Here is a 16825-nt window from a genome sequence, read left to right as displayed (position 1 = left end):
AATAATTACCAATTAAACATTTCAATTGCCTTTGTAATATCAGCAGATGTAGAAGGGTTTTCTTTAATCTCATTTATCAGTGATAAAAAGTCATTATGGAATGCACTACTTGCATCATTGTAGCAACGATGAATCATCCATATATTATGAAATGTAGGATTTTTCTTTACCGATTCAATAAGTGCTTCTTCATAGCCCTTTTTATAAAACTTTTCTACAAAGTGGACCAATTCTCCGGGAGATCCGAAGTCGACACTTGGGTTTTGTGATATTATTTCCAAGACAGGCTTGACAAATTGGAACGGGTCGGGATACTCAAGCATTGCATCTATTATTTCATTATCAATATAATACTCTTCATCAGGTATTACCGCTTCTTTTAGTGCGGAGATTATATCATCTTTATTCATAATTCTCATATTTATAAATTATTGTAATCCCTTTTTAAAGAATTTTTTAAACTCGGCCACTTCTGCAGATGATTGAGTGATTGAAACTGAATGTCTTGCACCGGCAGTAATTCCGGGTTCATAGGTCATAGGAACAAATTGTAGAGAAACTTCAGGATTTCCTACAAAACAAAAGCCTAGAGATGTCTTTGTAAAACTTTCATTTGCTTTATTAAATACCATTGCATCCCCATACTCTGTAAGTTCGGCATTTACAGGAATAACTACAACTTCGCCTTCCTTGTACCCTACAATAAAGTTACTGTGCCTTGTAACCTTAACAATAACAGCATTGGTACAGTTTTCCATATGGCAATAAATAAGCTTGTAATCATCACCGTTTGCAACACTGCTGTTAAATATTTCTCTCATTCTGGCTTTGTTCTTACGATTTTCCTCGTCGGTTGCTCCCATAAAAGCCTTTTTAAACAAATCCATTAACGCCATAATAATCTCCATTCCGTCATCTTAGGTGATGACATAAATATATTAATGTCTAAACCAGGGTATTACCCTGTTGACATGTTTACAATACTCTGTATATTCCAATCCGAATTTATCAAGCAGCCACTTTTCTTCAGTTTGCTTAATCAATACAGTTAAGAATATATAAAAAACTACCGGAAATATAAGTAAGTACACATTATGTGCAGTTATCAAAATGCCTGTACACACACATAAAAATGCAAGATAAATAGGGTTTCTGACAATGGAATATATTCCGGTTGTTACCAGATTCCCGCTGCTTATCTCTCTACTGATTCTTTGAATGATTACAGCATATATCCACAATGCTATTCCGATAAAAATAAGCAGAAAGCCTATAATCATCGCTACAGACTTTAAGCTCGGAAGGTCTCCGCCATTTAGAAATCCTTTCTTTTTTAAGAAAAGTCCGAAGGCGGTTAGAAGTAAACAACTGACGGCATAAATAGGACCGACACCAAAAACAGGTAATGTATTCTTTTTCATATAAGCCCCCTTTATATAAACTTTTTATACATTAAATCTAATTTGTCAGATTATACTTTTTCATTTCTTTTAAGCATTTAGCACATAATTTTCCTATTATTCTATTTGAGTATCCGGGTAACGGATTGATTCTACCTTGGTAATATGAAGTGTGCCACATTCTTAGTATTGGAACTTTTTTACCGGATATATAAAAAAAATGTTTTTCTCCAAGTTTTTCTGCACCAAGGTATTTTGAATGCAACTCCATATCATATGTTTTTGTCCCAAGCCATACTACTATATCAGGATCTATTATATTAATTTCTTTTACTATAAAATCTTTATAGTATCTGCAATATGCCTCAATATGATTTGCTCCTTTAACATCAGAACCACCACCTCTTTTGTTTAAATCCATTATTGCATAATGTAGAGCTGCATCAGAATTAGATATATCGTTAATATCATATCCTGCAACTACCTTATAAATAGCGGAAGTCCTCTCACGCATTTTGCCTTTCCATGAATCATAACCGGTTTTATAATAATGGTTATAGTCGTAAATATTACTTGGGTTAATATATGTCTTAGCAGAATATTCATCATCATTGGCTTCATTTGATATAAATAAGACTTTACGTTTTTCTTGTTCGAAAACTTCTTCATCAATTATACCATCAATACGAAAATGTTTTTTTGTTATATTATTACCACTTCTTGTAATTTTCCAAATGTTGTCAGGCTCATATTCTTGTGCCTTTTTCCATTCGATAAATAATAGGGATAATTGGTCTGACTTGTTCATATCGACCTCCAAAAATCAATATAATTATTTATAATTTTGCTAAAAAAGAGAGAGGCAAAAACCTCTCTACTTCCTTTAATATTTCTCGCTTTATATAGGCAGTGAGGTGATTTTTATCAATATATAAATTTTATCAATATTGCCTAGATAAGTCAATTTATATAAATTTATACATTAAATCTAAAGAGTATTACGTCTCCATCCTGTACTACATATTCTTTACCTTCTATACGAACAAGTCCCTTTTCTTTGGCAGCAGCTGTAGAGCCGCAGTCAAGTAAATCCTTATAGTTGATAACCTCAGCTTTGATAAATCCACGTTCAAAGTCTGAGTGAATCTTTCCTGCCGCTCCAGGAGCCTTTGTACCTTTCTTTATAGTCCAGGCTCTGCACTCATCCTCTCCGGCTGTAAGATAGCTTAAAAGTCCAAGCAGATCATAGCTGGCTGCAATAAGCTTATCAAGACCTGATACGGAAATTCCGAGGGCATCAAGATATTCTGCTTTTTCATCATCGTCAAGCTGTGAAATTTCTTCTTCAATGGCTGCACATACGACAAATACCTTTGCATTTGACTTTGCGGCATATTCTTTTACCTTAGCTACATACTCATTGGAAGCACCGTCATCAGCCAAGTCCTCTTCAGCTACATTTGCGGCAAAGATAACAGGCATATATGTGATAAGTCCAAGCGATTTTACAAATGCCAAATCTTCTTCATCAGCAGATGTATAGCTGCTTGCCATATTGTCGTTTTCAAGTATATCCTTGAGTTCCAAAAGAATATCAAGCTCATGCTTTAAAGATTTGTCATTCATTGCAGCTTTCTTAGTCTTTGCAATTCTTCTTTCCAAAATCTCAATATCGGAGAATATAAGCTCCAAGTTGATAGTTTCGATATCTCTGATAGGATCAACGCTTCCTTCTACATGGATGATATTTGAGTCGTCAAAGCATCTTACCACATGTATGATGGCATCACATTCACGAATATTTGATAAAAACTGGTTTCCAAGTCCTTCACCCTTGCTGGCACCTTTTACAAGACCTGCGATATCTACGAAGTCTATAAGTGCAGGTGTAACCTTCTTTGTATTATATAATTTGCCAAGTTCCTTTAATCTGTCATCCGGTACCGCTACAACACCTACATTAGGGTCAATGGTAGCAAAAGGATAGTTTGCGGCAGTAGCACCTGCCTTTGTCAATGAGTTAAATAATGTACTCTTGCCTACATTTGGCAAGCCGACGATTCCTAGTTTCATATAAAAACCTTCTTTAAAATATTTTTGTTTTGAATAAGTATATTCACAATAAAACCTGAATAAATATCATGGTTAACGTGTTATATTTTAACATATAGGTGTATAATTTAAAAGAGTAAAGCAGTGAGCTTTTGCATAACCTTTTGTAGAAAGGATGACCGGATGAAATTGCCATATGGAGCAAATGAAGATAATTTTAAAAAATGTAAAAAAATAGTTTCAGAATTTACAAATTATGACAAGAATTTAGATGAAGCTACATTAGAAATAATGAACATAGCATATTCTACAGGGGGAGATTATTCGGATGAAATATTACTTGCTTATGTAAAAGCTTATTTTGTAATGAATAGTACAAATTAGAAGTTATAACTTTCTACGATATGAAACCTATAAAACTTGTACGGATATTGTAGGGTAGGAGAAGAAATCTTCCTCTATACTAAAATAAACCGAAATAAAGGGGGATTTGAAATGAATATTATCAAGTCGTTTAACAATGCGATTGATTATCTTGAAACAGTTCTCGATGATGAAATTGACGAAAAGAAAGTAACCCGGTTATCAGGATACTCTTATTCAATGTTCAGTCGCTTGTTTTCTATTTTGACCGAAACAACGCTCTCAGAATATTTAAGAAGCAGAAGATTGACGGAAGCAGCCGTTATATTAAGAGATACGGATGAAAAGATTATTGATGTTGCTTTCAAATTCGGATACGAGTCATCAGATTCATTTGGAACAGCGTTCAAGAATTTTCATGGATTTACTCCCTCTGAGGTAAGAAACGGGAAACCGTTCAAATTAGTATCACGAGTGCAATTAGCACTAAGTGTAAGAGGAGGAAGAAGCATGAATATTACAATTCAAAAGAAAAAAGCATTTGCGGTTGCAGGTGTAAATGAGCAAAGCATCAATTCATCATTATGTCCGAGTGTATGGAATAAGCTATATGAAAAATATAGCTACGATGAACTTGCAAGTTTGGGAAGCGGTCAAAGCATGGGCGTTTGTCATGATGTGGAAAATCCAAGCATAATAAACTACATGGCAGGCTATATTGTTAATGATGTAGACAAAGCCATAAGCATGGGTTTAGATGTTTTGAAAGTGGAAGAAACAGAGTATGCCGTTGTAGAGTTAATAGGAAGTGTTCCGGATTGTATTCATAACGGATGGAAATATGCGATGGAAGTATTCTTCCCTGAGCATGGCTATGTCCATTCAGGAAAACCTGACTTTGAATATTATTATGAAGGTGATATGGATAGCAAAGACTATAAAATGGAACTTTGGATTCCGATAACTAAAGCTTAAAAATTCCGGTTTGTAGGGATAGAGGTGGTTTTATTTGTCTAAAATATCGAATAGTATAAAGTAATATAACGTTAAGATAATGGAAGCTTTCAGTTATGTGCTTTTTCTGTACCTGTTCAATTATAAAAATGTTATAGTATATGGCATAACTTCACAGTATCTAATATTATAGATAATAAAAAATTCAGAGTTAAAAGGGATACTTGAAGGTTGTAGATTGAAAACTTAAAATAAATGAACAGCCTGCATAACACGACATAAAAATAGGTAAGATTTAAACGGTATTAGAGTGCAAATGATTTAAAGGGAAAATGGATGTATTTATGTTAGGGGATAAAACTCTTATAAAAGTTGATAACGGATCTTGAAAGCTTTAGATTTCAAATAAGTGATGATGAGAAATATGAACCGGTCACAAATTGTGACCGGTTCAAAACTTTGAAACATTTATCTTCAAACCCTTATGCCTTTACAGAACAAGGTATCGCCATGCTTTCTAATAGAGAAATGTTTGCTCGACTTGAAAGAGTTGAGTTAAAGTAATGGGAGAGCTTATACTTATAGATAATTATGTTGATGTAAATACTCTTAATATTCTGAGATAGATTTATTATCATAGATAGAAAAGAGGTTTACCATATAGGAGCATCCATTAAAGATGCCGGGAAGAAGAGTTTTGGAATTACTAAGCTGGATGTGGAAGATTTAACTAAAAGCCTGTTAGATAAAGTTCTGTAGGGATTTTCATTATCTAATCTATACAATATGAGGCTCATATATATAAATCATCCAATTTTCCGGACAGTGTCTGGAAAATTGTCACGGTCACATTATTGCGAATTGTTTACAATATCAGATTCAGATAAATATAGATTTTATGATAAGGAGAACCTATCCATGAACAGTATACAAACAGAAAAATTATTCAATCCCATATATGATTTACTTTCCATCTCTGATAAACAAGAATTATTAAATAATCTTGCCGGTATCTACGATTTGGAAATACTTTGTTTTAAAAAATTTTCAGCTTTTGGAAAGTCGACATATACGGCAGAGTTCATCTCAAAAGACGGTATCGAATTTGTTTTTGTTCCGGGAGAGCGTGTTAAGCTGGGAATTGACTTTAAAGGTAGAAAGCCTTCTGAAATTTTCAATGAAGAAAATTTATATGATCTTGCATACTCATTTATAGACGAGTATGAAGATGAAACTGACAGCCAAGATTCTGTTACAGAGAAAATCAAAGAAAAGCTTGAAGATAATGAATTTATATCAACAATAGAAGACTATCTTAGTAATAATTTCAGTAAGGAGGAGACCATTTTAATACATCCTATGTTAGTACAAAAAGACTACAGTGAAACCTGCTGGAAGGGTATTTCGGATGATGAACTTAAAGAAAACAAAGAGTGGCAAGCAAAGATTGAAAATGCTGAAAAGAAGGGGATATCTGAAATAACAGTTCATAAGAGTATTTGTCTGTATAAAGAAAATGAAAGTTGGTACGGTAAACTGTATAAAGAAACCACATTTAACAAACTGCTTCAGGATATAAAAGATAAAGGTTACTCTCTTCCCACAAAAAGAGAGTGGGAGTATTTATCAGGCAAGGGATGTAGAAGCATATTTCCTTGGGGCAACGATATGGATTTTTCCATGAAGCTTAGACATATGGAGTGGACTGATAATGAAGACGATTACACTTTAGAAAAAGAAAACTTCTTCGGGCTGCATATAGCTTTTGATCCCTATTGCAGAGAGATTGTATATGATGACGGAGTATTTTCATATAAGGGTGGAGACGGAGGACGCAATATATGCGGAGGACTGGGGCCTATTTGGGGATATTTTCCGGTTTCGCCATATTTTGAAAATAAGGATGAAGAGACAGGTGAGTATATAAACGGCGGCTATGATTTCTTTAGAAGAGTTATAAGAATTACATAATAAGCGACAGGCACTCTATGTAAAAACATAGGGTGTTTTTATTTGAAAAGTTTTCATGTTAACTTCTTTAACATATTTTATACTAATTTTCGCTGCCATATCCCTTCCGATATGTTATACTATGAAAATAAAAATATTTGGAGGTATATATGGACGTTTCGTTTCCACATTTGGGGATTTATATAAAACATTTGGTAAATCATATCAATATTTTCGGCTTCAGGATTGCCTTTTATGGGATAATCATAGCACTTGGAATGCTTGCAGGTATAAATATGGCCTGTGCAGATGCCAAAAGAAGGGGGCAAAACCCTGAATTGTATCTGGATTTTGCAATGTATGCCATAATATTTTCAATAATAGGTGCAAGAACTTATTATGTAATATTTGAGTGGGATATGTATAAAGACGATCTTTTGCAGATATTCAATCTAAGAGGCGGCGGACTGGCAATATATGGAGGTGTAATAGCGGCGGTAATTACACTTATAGTTTTTACCAAGGTAAAAAAACAGTCCTTTTTTTCTATGGCCGACAGTGGAGTTTTGGGACTTATCCTGGGTCAGATTATAGGAAGATGGGGTAACTTTTTCAATGCCGAGGCATTCGGAGGGTATACAAACTCACTTTTTGCACTAAGGTATAAGCTTGATATGGTAGGCTCGGGAATGTTAAATGATAATGTACTGAGCCATGTTATGGATATAGACGGAGTGAAATATATTCAGGTTCACCCTACATTCCTTTATGAGAGTTGCTGGAATCTTTTGGTGCTTTTCTTTATGTTATGGTACAGGAAGAGAAAGAAGTTTGACGGTGAGGTATTCTTTATATATCTTGGAGGATACGGACTTGGAAGAATGATTATAGAGGGACTTCGTACGGACAGCCTTTTGTTGCCGCATACAAATATAGCGGTATCACAGTTACTTGCAGGTATATGTTTTATAGTTTCAATCATATGTATAACAGTGGGAAGGAAGAGAGTAAAGAATGCGACTGAATAAGTTTTTGGCAAGCATAGGGGTTTGTTCAAGAAGAGAGGCTGACAGAGCTATAGAAGCAAACAGAGTCATGATAAACGGAGAGACGGCAAGCCTCGGTGCAATGGTAGGAGAGGAAGACCTTGTAAGTCTTGACGGAAAATATATTGCGACAGGTAAAGATGTAGAAAAGGTAAAGCCTATAATCATCGCCTTTAATAAGCCTGAGGGTGTAGTATGTACCACCTCTGACAATGACGGCGCAATGAATGTGGTGGACTATATAGGAATGAAGGAGAGAATCTATCCTGTAGGAAGACTTGATAAGGACTCAAGCGGACTTTTGCTTCTCACAAATCAGGGGGCACTTACAAACACCTTACTGAGGGCGGCAAATTATCACGAGAAAGAGTATGTAGTAAAGGTAAACAAGGATATAGATGATGAGTTTATAGAGAAGATGTCAAACGGTATCTATCTTTATGAACTTAAGACAAAGACCAGAAAGTGTAAGGTTAAAAAATTAAATAAAAACACCTTCAGCATTGTGCTTACTCAGGGGCTTAACAGACAGATAAGAAGAATGTGTGCGGCCTGCGGCAGAAAAGTACAAAAGCTCAACAGAGTCAGGATAGTGAATATAAAGCTTGAAGGTCTGGCGGTAGGAGATTATCGCAACTTAAGCGAAGAAGAGACCAAAAGATTGTATAAAGAACTGGGGATAAGAGATAATGGATAAAAAGGCTAGAATCAAAGAGTTGGTGGAGATTTTGAATAAGGCTGCAAAAAGCTACTATGTGGATGCGGTTGAGATAATGCCGAATATAGAGTATGACAAGCTGTATGACGAACTTGTAAAACTTGAAAAAGAAACAAATGTTGTATTATCCAATTCTCCTACTCAGAATGTAGGCTATGAGACGGCAAGTGAACTGCCTAAGAAGGCACATGAAAGTCCTATGCTTTCACTTGATAAGACCAAAAGTGTGACTGAACTTGAGGACTGGCTGGGTGATAATGAGGCGCTGCTGTCTTGGAAGATGGACGGACTGACCATCGTACTCACATATAGAGGCGGTGAGCTTGTAGAGGCGGTTACAAGAGGAAACGGTATCATAGGTGAGGTAATTACAAACAATGCAAAGAACTTTCAGAATGTTCCGCTAAAGATTGAATATAAGGGAGAGCTGATACTTAGAGGTGAGGCTGTTATAAAATATTCCGATTTTAAAAGAATAAATGATAGTATTACCGATGCCGATGCCAGGTATAAAAATCCGAGAAATCTTTGTTCAGGTTCTGTAAGACAGCTGAATCCTGCAGTTACAAAGGAGAGAAAGGTATATTTCAATGTTTTCAATGTTGTAAAAGCGGATGATATAGACTTTGAGAACTCCAAGGCAAAGCAGTTTGAGTGGGCAAAAAATGAGGGCTTTGATGTTGTGGAGTATAAGTTTACAAACAGGGCGTCATTGGCAAATGATATAGCAAATTTTGAGTCAAGGATAGCCGATAATGATATACCGTCTGACGGTCTTGTGCTTTTGCTTGACGATATTGCACTTGGTGAAAGGCTTGGAAGTACCGCAAAGTTTCCGAGAAATGCTATAGCATTCAAATGGAGTGATGAAAGACAGACTACAAAGTTAAAATATATCGAATGGAGTCCGTCAAGAACCGGACTTATAAATCCTGTGGCGGTATTTGAGCCTGTAGAACTTGAAGGAACTACAGTCTCAAGAGCAAGTCTTCACAATGTGAGTATCTTTGAAGAGCTTATGCTTGGAGTCGGTGATGAGATATCCGTTTATAAGGCAAATATGATAATCCCGCAGGTATATGAAAATCTTACAAAGTCAAACACTGAAAAAGTTCCTAAGATATGCCCTGCCTGCGGAAAGGATACCACAATAAAAAAGGACAATGAGTCAAAAGTACTTCTGTGTACAAATCCTGACTGTCAGGTAAAGCATATCAAGCAATATGCCCTGATGGCATCCAGAGATGCACTCAATATAGACGGACTTTCAGAGTCCACACTTGAAAAATTCCTTTCAAAGGGCTTTATAAAGAGTGACAGTGATCTGTTTCACCTTGACAGGTTCAAGGATGAGATTATAAATATGGAGGGTTTCGGAAAGAGAAGCTATGAAAAGTTGATGGCCGCACTTGATGAAGCTAAAAATACCACCGTATCAAGATTTCTTTATTCACTTGGCATAGCCGGAATCGGAAGTGCCAATGCAAAGATGATTGCAAAGTATTTTGACAATGATATTGACAGGATAATATCTGCAAGTAAGGATGATTTGCTTGAGATAGAGGGAATCGGAGAGGTGCTTGCAAACTCAATAGCGGATTTTTTCAGGTCTGAGAAAAATATTGAAAATGTAGAGAGTCTTAGAAAGATTCTGAAATTTGAAAAAGAAGAAAGCGGAGGCGGTGATAAATTATCAGGAAAGGTATGTGTAATCACAGGTTCGCTACAACATTTTTCAAACAGAAATGAATTGAAGGAGCTTATAGAAAAAAACGGAGGTAAGGTGTCAGGCAGCGTGTCAAGTAAGACAAACTACCTCATAAATAATGATACCGCCTCCAATTCTTCAAAGAATAAAAAGGCCAAGGAGCTTGGAGTGGAAATAATATCTGAAGAGGATTTTCTGAAGCTTTTGGAATAATGATTTTTTGTAGACATTGTCTACCGGGAAAGAGGTATTATGCCGATAAAAATACAGAAAGAATTACCTGCAAAGGCGATACTTGAATCTGAAAATATATTTGTTATGGATGAGGACAGAGCCATATCACAGGATATTCGTCCTTTGCAGATTTTGATACTTAATTTGATGCCTATAAAGGAGGATACGGAGACTCAGATACTTAGAGCGCTCTCAAACACTCCGTTACAGGTGGACTGTTCGTTCCTTATGATGAAGAGCCATCAGTCAAAGAATACAAGCCAAAGCCATTTGAATAAGTTTTATACTTTTTTTGATGATATAAAGACTGAAAAATATGACGGAATGATTATCACAGGTGCGCCTGTGGAATGTATGGACTATGACAAGGTCAATTATTGGGATGAGCTGTGTGAGATAATGGAGTGGTCAAAGACTCATGTCACATCCACTCTGCATATCTGTTGGGCTGCACAGGCCGGGCTTTACTATCACTTCGGTGTGCCTAAGTATGACAGAGATGAGAAACTTACAGGTGTTTTTACACATGAGATTTTAAAGAAAAAAGTACCGCTTGTAAGAAGTATGGACGATTATGTGAACTGTCCGCATTCAAGGAATACCGAGGTCAGACTTGAGGATATATTAAAGCATCCTGAACTTGAAGTGCTTGCAAAGTCTGATGAGGCAGGAGTGTTGTTGGTACTCAATGAATACGGCAGCGGTTCACAGGTATTTATACAGGGGCACCCCGAGTATGACAGGATGACTCTTGGCAATGAATATCACAGAGATGTGGCAAAGGGGCTTAATCCTGCACTGCCTAAAAATTATTTTACAGACAACAATCCGTTTTCAAGGCCTGTGCTTTGTTGGAGGAACTTTTCAAATACACTGTATGCCAACTGGCTCAACTTCTATGTGTACCAGAATACTCCGTACGAACTGAGTAACAACTTTGATTGGGTAATATAGTATATATTTTATAAATAAGTTCAAAGTGGTTTGATTTTATGATAAAATATGATTAAGCTTTCAGGCGGATTGTAGAGTATACCGCCTGACAACGGATATTTTAAGTTTAAAGGAGTATGGCTATGAGCGGAAAATATGTTGCTTATGTAGGTTCTTATTCATATACCGGTAAGGCAAAGGGAATCACAATATATGATGTGAATCCGGATAAGGGTTGTTTTGTAAAAAAAGGTGAGGTAGATGTTGACAACTCTTCTTATGTCATTAAGTCAAGGAATCAAAAGGTATTGTACTCTATAGCGGATGAAGGCATAGTCTCATTTAATATATTACCTGACGGAGGGCTTGAAAGACTTAACAGTGTGAAGATAAACGGAATGAGAGGTTGTCATCTTTCTACAGACGTTGATGACAAATATATCTTTGTATCGGGCTATCATGACGGAAAGATTACAGTGCTCAGATTGCATGAAGACGGAAGTGTGGGAGATATAGTGGATGAGGTATATCACAAAGGACTTGGCTCTATTGCGGAGAGGAACTTCAGACCTCATGTAAGCTGTACCAGAACAACACCTGACGGACATTTTGTAATGGCGGCGGACCTCGGTATAGACCAGGTTAAGATATATCACTTTGATGATAAGGATGAGACGCTCAATCTTGTAGATATGATTTCATGCAAAATCAATTCCGCACCGAGATTTTTTGAGTTTTCAAAGGACGGAAAGTATCTGTACTTGATGTATGAAATGAAAAATGTTATAGATGTGTTCTCATATGAAGCCAAACCGGGGTGCAGAGTACCGAATATTGAAAAGATTCAAACAGTGCCTACAACAGGGAGCAATAAACTGTCCGAATTGACAGCCGCAACCGCTCTTTCATTCAGCGCAGACGATAAGTTCATATTTGTATCAAATGCAGGAGATGATTCGGTGTGCTTATATCAAAGAGATGCCGATACAGGTCTTTTGAAGGAGAAGATGTGCTTACCGATAAGCGGTGAGTATCCTAAGGATATAGCGGTTTTTGCAGACAATAAGCATATAGCGTCTATAAACCATGAGAGCGGAACCATCACATTCTTTAAGATAGATTATAAGACCGGGCTGATTGTAATGTGCGCAAACTCGGTAAAAGTAAATCAACCGAATTGCTGTGTCATAGTGGAGGTTTAATGGCAGGTTCAAGTTTTGGAAAAAGTTTCAGAGTGACAACATTCGGAGAGTCACACGGAGCGGCATTGGGAGCGATTGTGGACGGAGTACCGGCAGGTATACCTTTAAGTGAAGAGGATATTCAAAAGTACTTGGACAGAAGAAGACCGGGTACAAGCACTGTGACCACTTCAAGAAATGAAAGCGACAAATGTAGGATTTATTCAGGCGTATTTGGAGGATTGACTACAGGTACACCTGTTATGGTGATGATAGAAAACACTTCACAAAGATCACAAGATTATGATGAACTTGCAATCACATACAGACCCGGACATGCCGATTTCGGCTATGATTCAAAGTACGGATTCAGAGATTACCGAGGCGGCGGAAGAAGCTCGGGCAGAGAGACAATAGGAAGAGTAATAGCAGGTGCAATAGCGTCAAAGGCACTTGATATGCTGGGTATTAAGGTACAGGCGTTTACACAGAGTATAGGAAACGTATACGCACAGTCGCTGAACTTGGATGAATGCAGTGAAAATGCGGTATATATGCCTGACAAAGATGCAGCTATGAGAGCAATAGAGCTTATAAAAGAAGCTAAGTCGGATAAGGATTCACTTGGCGGTATCATAGGATGTATAGCTACAGGTGTGATGCCGGGGCTTGGGGAGCCGGTATTTGATAAGCTTGATGCAAGACTTTCAGCAGCCGTTATGAGTATCGGTGCCGTAAAGGGTGTGGAGTTCGGTGCAGGATTTCATGTAAGCACTATGACAGGTTCACAAAACAACGATCCTTTTTATATTGACGAGGATGATGAAGGACTGCATATCAGAAAAAGAACCAATATGTCGGGAGGTATCTTAGGCGGTATCAGTGACGGTTCACCTATTATTATCAATGCGGCAATAAAGCCTACTCCTTCAATTGCCAAGGAACAGGATACTGTAAATGCAATAAATGAAGAAGTGAAGCTTGAGATAAAAGGCAGACATGACCCTGTAGTGGTACCCAGAGCGGTGGTAGTAGTGGAGAGCATGTTTGCAATCACGCTTTTTGATATGGTACTTGAAAATATGAAATCCAGAATGGACAATGTACTGAAAGTATATAAAAAATAATTTTATAAAGAATATTCAGGGGGCTTTTAATCACAATCTTTGTATGACAGGATGCAGTGTAAAGGTTTTGTTTAAAAGCCTCGAATATTTGGAGGAGGTTTTATGAAATGGTATGACGGTGCGGTATTTTATCATATTTACCCTATAGGAATGACGGGAGCACCAAGGACAAATACTTTTGAAGCGGGTGAGCACAGGCTTAATAGGCTGCTTGATTGGTTGCCACATATAAATGAAATCGGCTGTGATGCGATATATATCGGTCCGCTTTTTGAGTCTGTGGCACATGGTTACGAGACGATTGATTATAAAAAGCTTGATTCAAGGCTCGGTGACAATTATGACTTAAAGAACTTTGTAAAGGTTTGCCATGAAAGAGGTATAAAGGTTATAGTGGACGGAGTTTTCAATCATGTCGGCAGAGAGTTTTTCGCCTTTAAGGATTTGAGGGAACATAGAGAAAACAGTGCATACAAGGACTGGTTTAAAAATATACATTTTGATTGGAACAATGACTACAATGACGGTCTATACTATGACAGCTGGGACGGACACGGTACACTTGTAAACTTGAATCACCAAAATCCGGCTGTAAGAGAGTATTTTTTGGATGTGGCAAGATTTTGGATAAGTGAGTTTGATATAGACGGAATAAGGCTTGACGCGGCTGATGTACTTGATTTTACATTTATGAGGGAGTTAAGGTCTGTGACAGATTCATGTAAGCAGGATTTTTGGCTTTTGGGAGAAGTTATCCACGGTGATTATACCAGATGGGTAAATAATGAGATGCTTCATTCGGTGACAAACTATTGGCTGCACAAGGCTCTTTATTCAGGCCACAATGACCACAACTATTTTGAGATAGCACATACCGTAAAGCGCTGTACAGATATGGGAATGCATATCGCAAATGCTTTTTATAACTTTGTTGACAACCATGATGTGGCAAGAATCATCACAAAGCTTAATAACAAGGCACATTTCTTCCCTGTTCATGTACTTTTGTATACATTACCGGGAAAGCCGTCCATATACTACGGCTCGGAGTTTGCTATTGAGGGTGAGAAGAAACCCTATGCGGATGAAATTCTCAGGCCTGAGCTGAAGATAGAAGATTATAAGGATGCCGTTAATACAAATGAGAATACAAAAAGGATTGCGGCTCTTGGTAATATGAGACTTAATAATCAGTGGGTAGGAGAAGCAGGCTATAGGGAACTTTTGCTTACCAACAGACAGTATGCATTCTTAAGAGAATATGGAGATAAGAGACTTGTTGCCATAGTAAATAATGATGACAATAATGCTGATATTCATTTAAATATCAGCGGTGAATTTACAGAAATCTTTTCAGGAGAAAAAAGGAATTTCGACGGGAATATGCATGTAAATATCCCCGGAAATTCCGGACAAGTATGGATAGGGTAAAACCTATCCTATTTCTTTAATTTAAGATAATCAACCACTATCAATCCTATATCCAAAACAGACAAAAGAGAAAGTATTATCTGTGTTGTAATATATGCCTGCATAAATGATAATTCACTGTAGTTGTTATTTGCATAATTATAAAGGAATATACGTGGTGCAATTTCATCCGCATTAAATATCAATATCAACAGTACAAGCAGTATTGCAACCTTGTAAGCTATATAGGTTATGCTGTTATCATCGTTTCTATTCATAATGAACCTCCTGAAGTGCGCGGTTAAGTAGGTATTACTAACATAAATATATATTATTTGAAGTAAAAGTTCAATAGTACACATATTTTATACTTAAAACAGAATAAAAAACTTGATAGATACAATTGAAATGTTTATACTGTTAGCGATTAATTTTGAGTTTTGTATTTATAGAAAGGTGATATATATTAGATGAAGAAAATAATAATTGCGATTGCAATAATAATTGTATTTGTTGCAATCGGATGGTATTGCAGATTTATTCTGGGACTTGCGTCACAGATGGCAAACCCGAAGGTTTCCACGTTGGAAAAAGAGGTGTCTTGGGAGAAGGAGCATAAGCTTTGGGGAGATTATGACGACTATGAGAAAGAGGATTATATAGTAAAGGGTCTTAATGACTACGACCTCCATGTAACCTTGGTAAAAAATCCTATACCGAGTGATAAGTATGTGATAATCAGCCACGGCTTTAAGTCAAACAGATACGGTGCGGTGAAGTATGTGGATTCATATATTGACCTTGGATTCAACTGCATTATCTATGATATGAGAGACCATGGTGAGAATGCAAAGGCGACAGTAAGCCTCGGGCAGTTTGAATCTGAGGACTTATATAAGCTTATTGAAGATACATATAACAGATACGGCAATATAAAGCTTGGGCTTCACGGCGAGTCAATGGGTGCGGCGACTTCACTGACGGTGCTTGCTAAAAAGCCGAAGGTGGATTTTGTAGTGGCGGATTGCGGTTTTGACAATCTTTACGATCTTATTCACACAAGCTACAGTGTGGCAAAGGTGGGCTTTGTATTGCCGAGTGTAAATATCGCCATGAAGTTAAGATACGGATATGATATGAAAAAGACTTCGCCAAAGGATGCTCTTGTGGGAAATGAAGTACCTATATGCTTTATACATGGTGAGGCGGATACCTTTATTTTGCCTGAGAATTCACAGGTAAATAAGGCTGCCACAGCAGGATATTCGGAGCTTCATTTGGTACCGAATGCGGCACATGCACAGTCAAGAGAAGTACTGGGCAAGGCTGAGTACAGGGGTATAATCGGTGATTTTTTGAATAATATAGACTTTAAATAAAGATTTTTGAGATTAAAAATATCCTGACAAGCAAAAGGCATTAGCACTGTGACTTGTCAGGATATAAACTCCTCTATTAATGGAAATTTACATTATTACGCTTTAGTATATCTGTAATCAAATCAAATTTATCTTTTTTATAAATCAATAATTCTTTAAAATATTGGTCGGCTATAATGCCGTCGTCTATATTTATAAAGAAAAATGGAAACAAACTATCTTCTTTAAAGTTCATGATTTTTCCCAAATCAAGCATACTTGTAGTCCCTCTTAATCTAATCAAAGGCGGTTTTATCTCTATTAGCCTAAAGCCCAAATCAAATGCCAGATTTATAGTGTCAATTTCATTATTTAAGCAATCAAGTTCTAT

At 36.8% G+C, this 16825-nt stretch carries 19 protein-coding genes; 12 read left to right on the top strand and 7 right to left on the bottom strand.

All coding sequences use genetic code 11. The annotated features are described in order from the left end of the window. Positions 1-5: 5 nt before the first annotated feature. The 5 genes from ACO6FI_RS00970 to ychF all read right to left on the bottom strand — a co-directional run bounded on the left by ACO6FI_RS00970 (position 6) and on the right by ychF (position 3473). On the bottom strand, positions 6-410 hold the full coding sequence (locus tag ACO6FI_RS00970) for a hypothetical protein (protein WP_485455708.1): 405 nt from the start codon (positions 408-410) through the stop codon (positions 6-8). An 18-nt stretch (positions 411-428) separates the two neighbouring features. Beyond that, positions 429-896 carry a hypothetical protein gene (locus ACO6FI_RS00965; protein ID WP_485455707.1) on the bottom strand — a complete coding sequence of 156 codons (468 nt, stop codon included), beginning with the start codon at positions 894-896 and terminating at the stop codon, positions 429-431. 42 nt (positions 897-938) lie between these two features. Further along, positions 939-1421, bottom strand: coding sequence for a methyltransferase family protein (locus ACO6FI_RS00960; RefSeq protein WP_485455706.1), 483 nt, complete (start codon positions 1419-1421; stop codon positions 939-941). 37 nt (positions 1422-1458) lie between these two features. Next, the gene (locus ACO6FI_RS00955) at positions 1459-2208 is read right to left on the bottom strand and encodes a hypothetical protein (RefSeq protein ID WP_485455705.1); all 750 of its coding nucleotides are present in this window, start codon (positions 2206-2208) and stop codon (positions 1459-1461) included. Between the two features lie 167 nt (positions 2209-2375). Beyond that, positions 2376-3473 carry a redox-regulated ATPase YchF gene (gene ychF, locus ACO6FI_RS00950; protein WP_485455704.1) on the bottom strand — a complete coding sequence of 366 codons (1098 nt, stop codon included), beginning with the start codon at positions 3471-3473 and terminating at the stop codon, positions 2376-2378. A 162-nt stretch (positions 3474-3635) separates the two neighbouring features. On the opposite strand from ychF, the gene ACO6FI_RS00945 reads away from it, so the two are divergent. The 11 genes from ACO6FI_RS00945 (at position 3636) to ACO6FI_RS00895 (ending at position 15097) form a co-directional block, all read left to right on the top strand. Next, complete coding sequence (locus tag ACO6FI_RS00945) at positions 3636-3836, top strand: hypothetical protein (protein ID WP_485455703.1); 201 nt, start codon at positions 3636-3638, stop codon at positions 3834-3836. 111 nt (positions 3837-3947) lie between these two features. Next, positions 3948-4790, top strand: coding sequence for an AraC family transcriptional regulator (locus tag ACO6FI_RS00940; RefSeq protein ID WP_485455702.1), 843 nt, complete (start codon positions 3948-3950; stop codon positions 4788-4790). Positions 4791-5141: 351 nt separating this feature from the next. Then, positions 5142-5333, top strand: a complete 192-nt coding sequence (locus ACO6FI_RS00935) for an ORF6N domain-containing protein (protein ID WP_485455701.1) — start codon at positions 5142-5144, stop codon at positions 5331-5333. A 354-nt stretch (positions 5334-5687) separates the two neighbouring features. Continuing rightward, positions 5688-6740 carry a hypothetical protein gene (locus ACO6FI_RS00930; protein WP_485455700.1) on the top strand — a complete coding sequence of 351 codons (1053 nt, stop codon included), beginning with the start codon at positions 5688-5690 and terminating at the stop codon, positions 6738-6740. Between the two features lie 149 nt (positions 6741-6889). Continuing rightward, positions 6890-7747: a prolipoprotein diacylglyceryl transferase gene (lgt, locus tag ACO6FI_RS00925; RefSeq protein WP_485455699.1), complete on the top strand. Its 858-nt coding sequence runs from the start codon at positions 6890-6892 to the stop codon at positions 7745-7747. Continuing rightward, a complete protein-coding gene (locus tag ACO6FI_RS00920) occupies positions 7734-8462 on the top strand; it encodes a pseudouridine synthase (protein ID WP_485455698.1) in 729 nt (242 codons plus the stop codon). Before lgt ends, ACO6FI_RS00920 begins: the two co-directional genes overlap by 14 nt. Then, complete coding sequence (ligA, locus tag ACO6FI_RS00915; protein ID WP_485455697.1) at positions 8455-10404, top strand: NAD-dependent DNA ligase LigA; 1950 nt, start codon at positions 8455-8457, stop codon at positions 10402-10404. Before ACO6FI_RS00920 ends, ligA begins: the two co-directional genes overlap by 8 nt. 39 nt (positions 10405-10443) lie before the next feature. Further along, the gene (gene metA / locus ACO6FI_RS00910; protein ID WP_485455696.1) at positions 10444-11379 is read left to right on the top strand and encodes a homoserine O-acetyltransferase MetA; all 936 of its coding nucleotides are present in this window, start codon (positions 10444-10446) and stop codon (positions 11377-11379) included. Positions 11380-11501: 122 nt separating this feature from the next. Further along, positions 11502-12560, top strand: coding sequence for a lactonase family protein (locus ACO6FI_RS00905; RefSeq protein WP_485455695.1), 1059 nt, complete (start codon positions 11502-11504; stop codon positions 12558-12560). Further along, entirely contained in the window at positions 12560-13666 is a 1107-nt protein-coding gene (gene aroC / locus ACO6FI_RS00900; protein ID WP_485455694.1) for a chorismate synthase, read from the top strand. Before ACO6FI_RS00905 ends, aroC begins: the two co-directional genes overlap by 1 nt. Before the next feature lie 102 nt (positions 13667-13768). Further along, on the top strand, positions 13769-15097 hold the full coding sequence (locus tag ACO6FI_RS00895) for an alpha-amylase family glycosyl hydrolase (RefSeq protein WP_485455693.1): 1329 nt from the start codon (positions 13769-13771) through the stop codon (positions 15095-15097). Positions 15098-15105: 8 nt separating this feature from the next. On the opposite strand, the gene ACO6FI_RS00890 is transcribed toward ACO6FI_RS00895, so the two are convergent. After that, positions 15106-15354, bottom strand: coding sequence for a hypothetical protein (locus ACO6FI_RS00890; RefSeq protein WP_485455692.1), 249 nt, complete (start codon positions 15352-15354; stop codon positions 15106-15108). A 192-nt stretch (positions 15355-15546) separates the two neighbouring features. On the opposite strand from ACO6FI_RS00890, the gene ACO6FI_RS00885 reads away from it, so the two are divergent. Next, positions 15547-16455, top strand: a complete 909-nt coding sequence (locus ACO6FI_RS00885; RefSeq protein ID WP_485455691.1) for an alpha/beta hydrolase — start codon at positions 15547-15549, stop codon at positions 16453-16455. A gap of 76 nt (positions 16456-16531) precedes the next feature. On the opposite strand, the gene ACO6FI_RS00880 is transcribed toward ACO6FI_RS00885, so the two are convergent. Further along, on the bottom strand, positions 16532-16825 hold a 294-nt coding region (locus ACO6FI_RS00880; protein ID WP_485455690.1), incomplete at its 5' end, for a hypothetical protein.

The sequence above is a fragment of the Lachnoanaerobaculum sp. genome (assembly GCF_057250505.1).
Note: the sequence above shows the minus strand (reverse complement) of the source record. Positions and strands in the feature narration are given on the sequence as shown.

Excerpts from the sequence above, each read along its gene's own strand:
- ACO6FI_RS00940 (WP_485455702.1), top strand. The coding sequence starts at position 3,948 with ATGAATATTATCAAGTCGTTTAACAATGCGATTGATTATCTTGAAACA.
- ACO6FI_RS00930 (WP_485455700.1), top strand. The coding sequence starts at position 5,688 with ATGAACAGTATACAAACAGAAAAATTATTCAATCCCATATATGATTTA.
- metA (WP_485455696.1), top strand. The coding sequence starts at position 10,444 with ATGCCGATAAAAATACAGAAAGAATTACCTGCAAAGGCGATACTTGAA.
- lgt (WP_485455699.1), top strand. The coding sequence starts at position 6,890 with ATGGACGTTTCGTTTCCACATTTGGGGATTTATATAAAACATTTGGTA.
- aroC (WP_485455694.1), top strand. The coding sequence starts at position 12,560 with ATGGCAGGTTCAAGTTTTGGAAAAAGTTTCAGAGTGACAACATTCGGA.
- ACO6FI_RS00890 (WP_485455692.1), bottom strand. The coding sequence starts at position 15,354 with ATGAATAGAAACGATGATAACAGCATAACCTATATAGCTTACAAGGTT.
- ACO6FI_RS00965 (WP_485455707.1), bottom strand. The coding sequence starts at position 896 with ATGGCGTTAATGGATTTGTTTAAAAAGGCTTTTATGGGAGCAACCGAC.
- ACO6FI_RS00905 (WP_485455695.1), top strand. The coding sequence starts at position 11,502 with ATGAGCGGAAAATATGTTGCTTATGTAGGTTCTTATTCATATACCGGT.
- ACO6FI_RS00955 (WP_485455705.1), bottom strand. The coding sequence starts at position 2,208 with ATGAACAAGTCAGACCAATTATCCCTATTATTTATCGAATGGAAAAAG.
- ACO6FI_RS00895 (WP_485455693.1), top strand. The coding sequence starts at position 13,769 with ATGAAATGGTATGACGGTGCGGTATTTTATCATATTTACCCTATAGGA.
- ligA (WP_485455697.1), top strand. The coding sequence starts at position 8,455 with ATGGATAAAAAGGCTAGAATCAAAGAGTTGGTGGAGATTTTGAATAAG.
- ACO6FI_RS00920 (WP_485455698.1), top strand. The coding sequence starts at position 7,734 with ATGCGACTGAATAAGTTTTTGGCAAGCATAGGGGTTTGTTCAAGAAGA.
- ychF (WP_485455704.1), bottom strand. The coding sequence starts at position 3,473 with ATGAAACTAGGAATCGTCGGCTTGCCAAATGTAGGCAAGAGTACATTA.
- ACO6FI_RS00960 (WP_485455706.1), bottom strand. The coding sequence starts at position 1,421 with ATGAAAAAGAATACATTACCTGTTTTTGGTGTCGGTCCTATTTATGCC.
- ACO6FI_RS00885 (WP_485455691.1), top strand. The coding sequence starts at position 15,547 with ATGAAGAAAATAATAATTGCGATTGCAATAATAATTGTATTTGTTGCA.
- ACO6FI_RS00970 (WP_485455708.1), bottom strand. The coding sequence starts at position 410 with ATGAATAAAGATGATATAATCTCCGCACTAAAAGAAGCGGTAATACCT.
- ACO6FI_RS00945 (WP_485455703.1), top strand. The coding sequence starts at position 3,636 with ATGAAATTGCCATATGGAGCAAATGAAGATAATTTTAAAAAATGTAAA.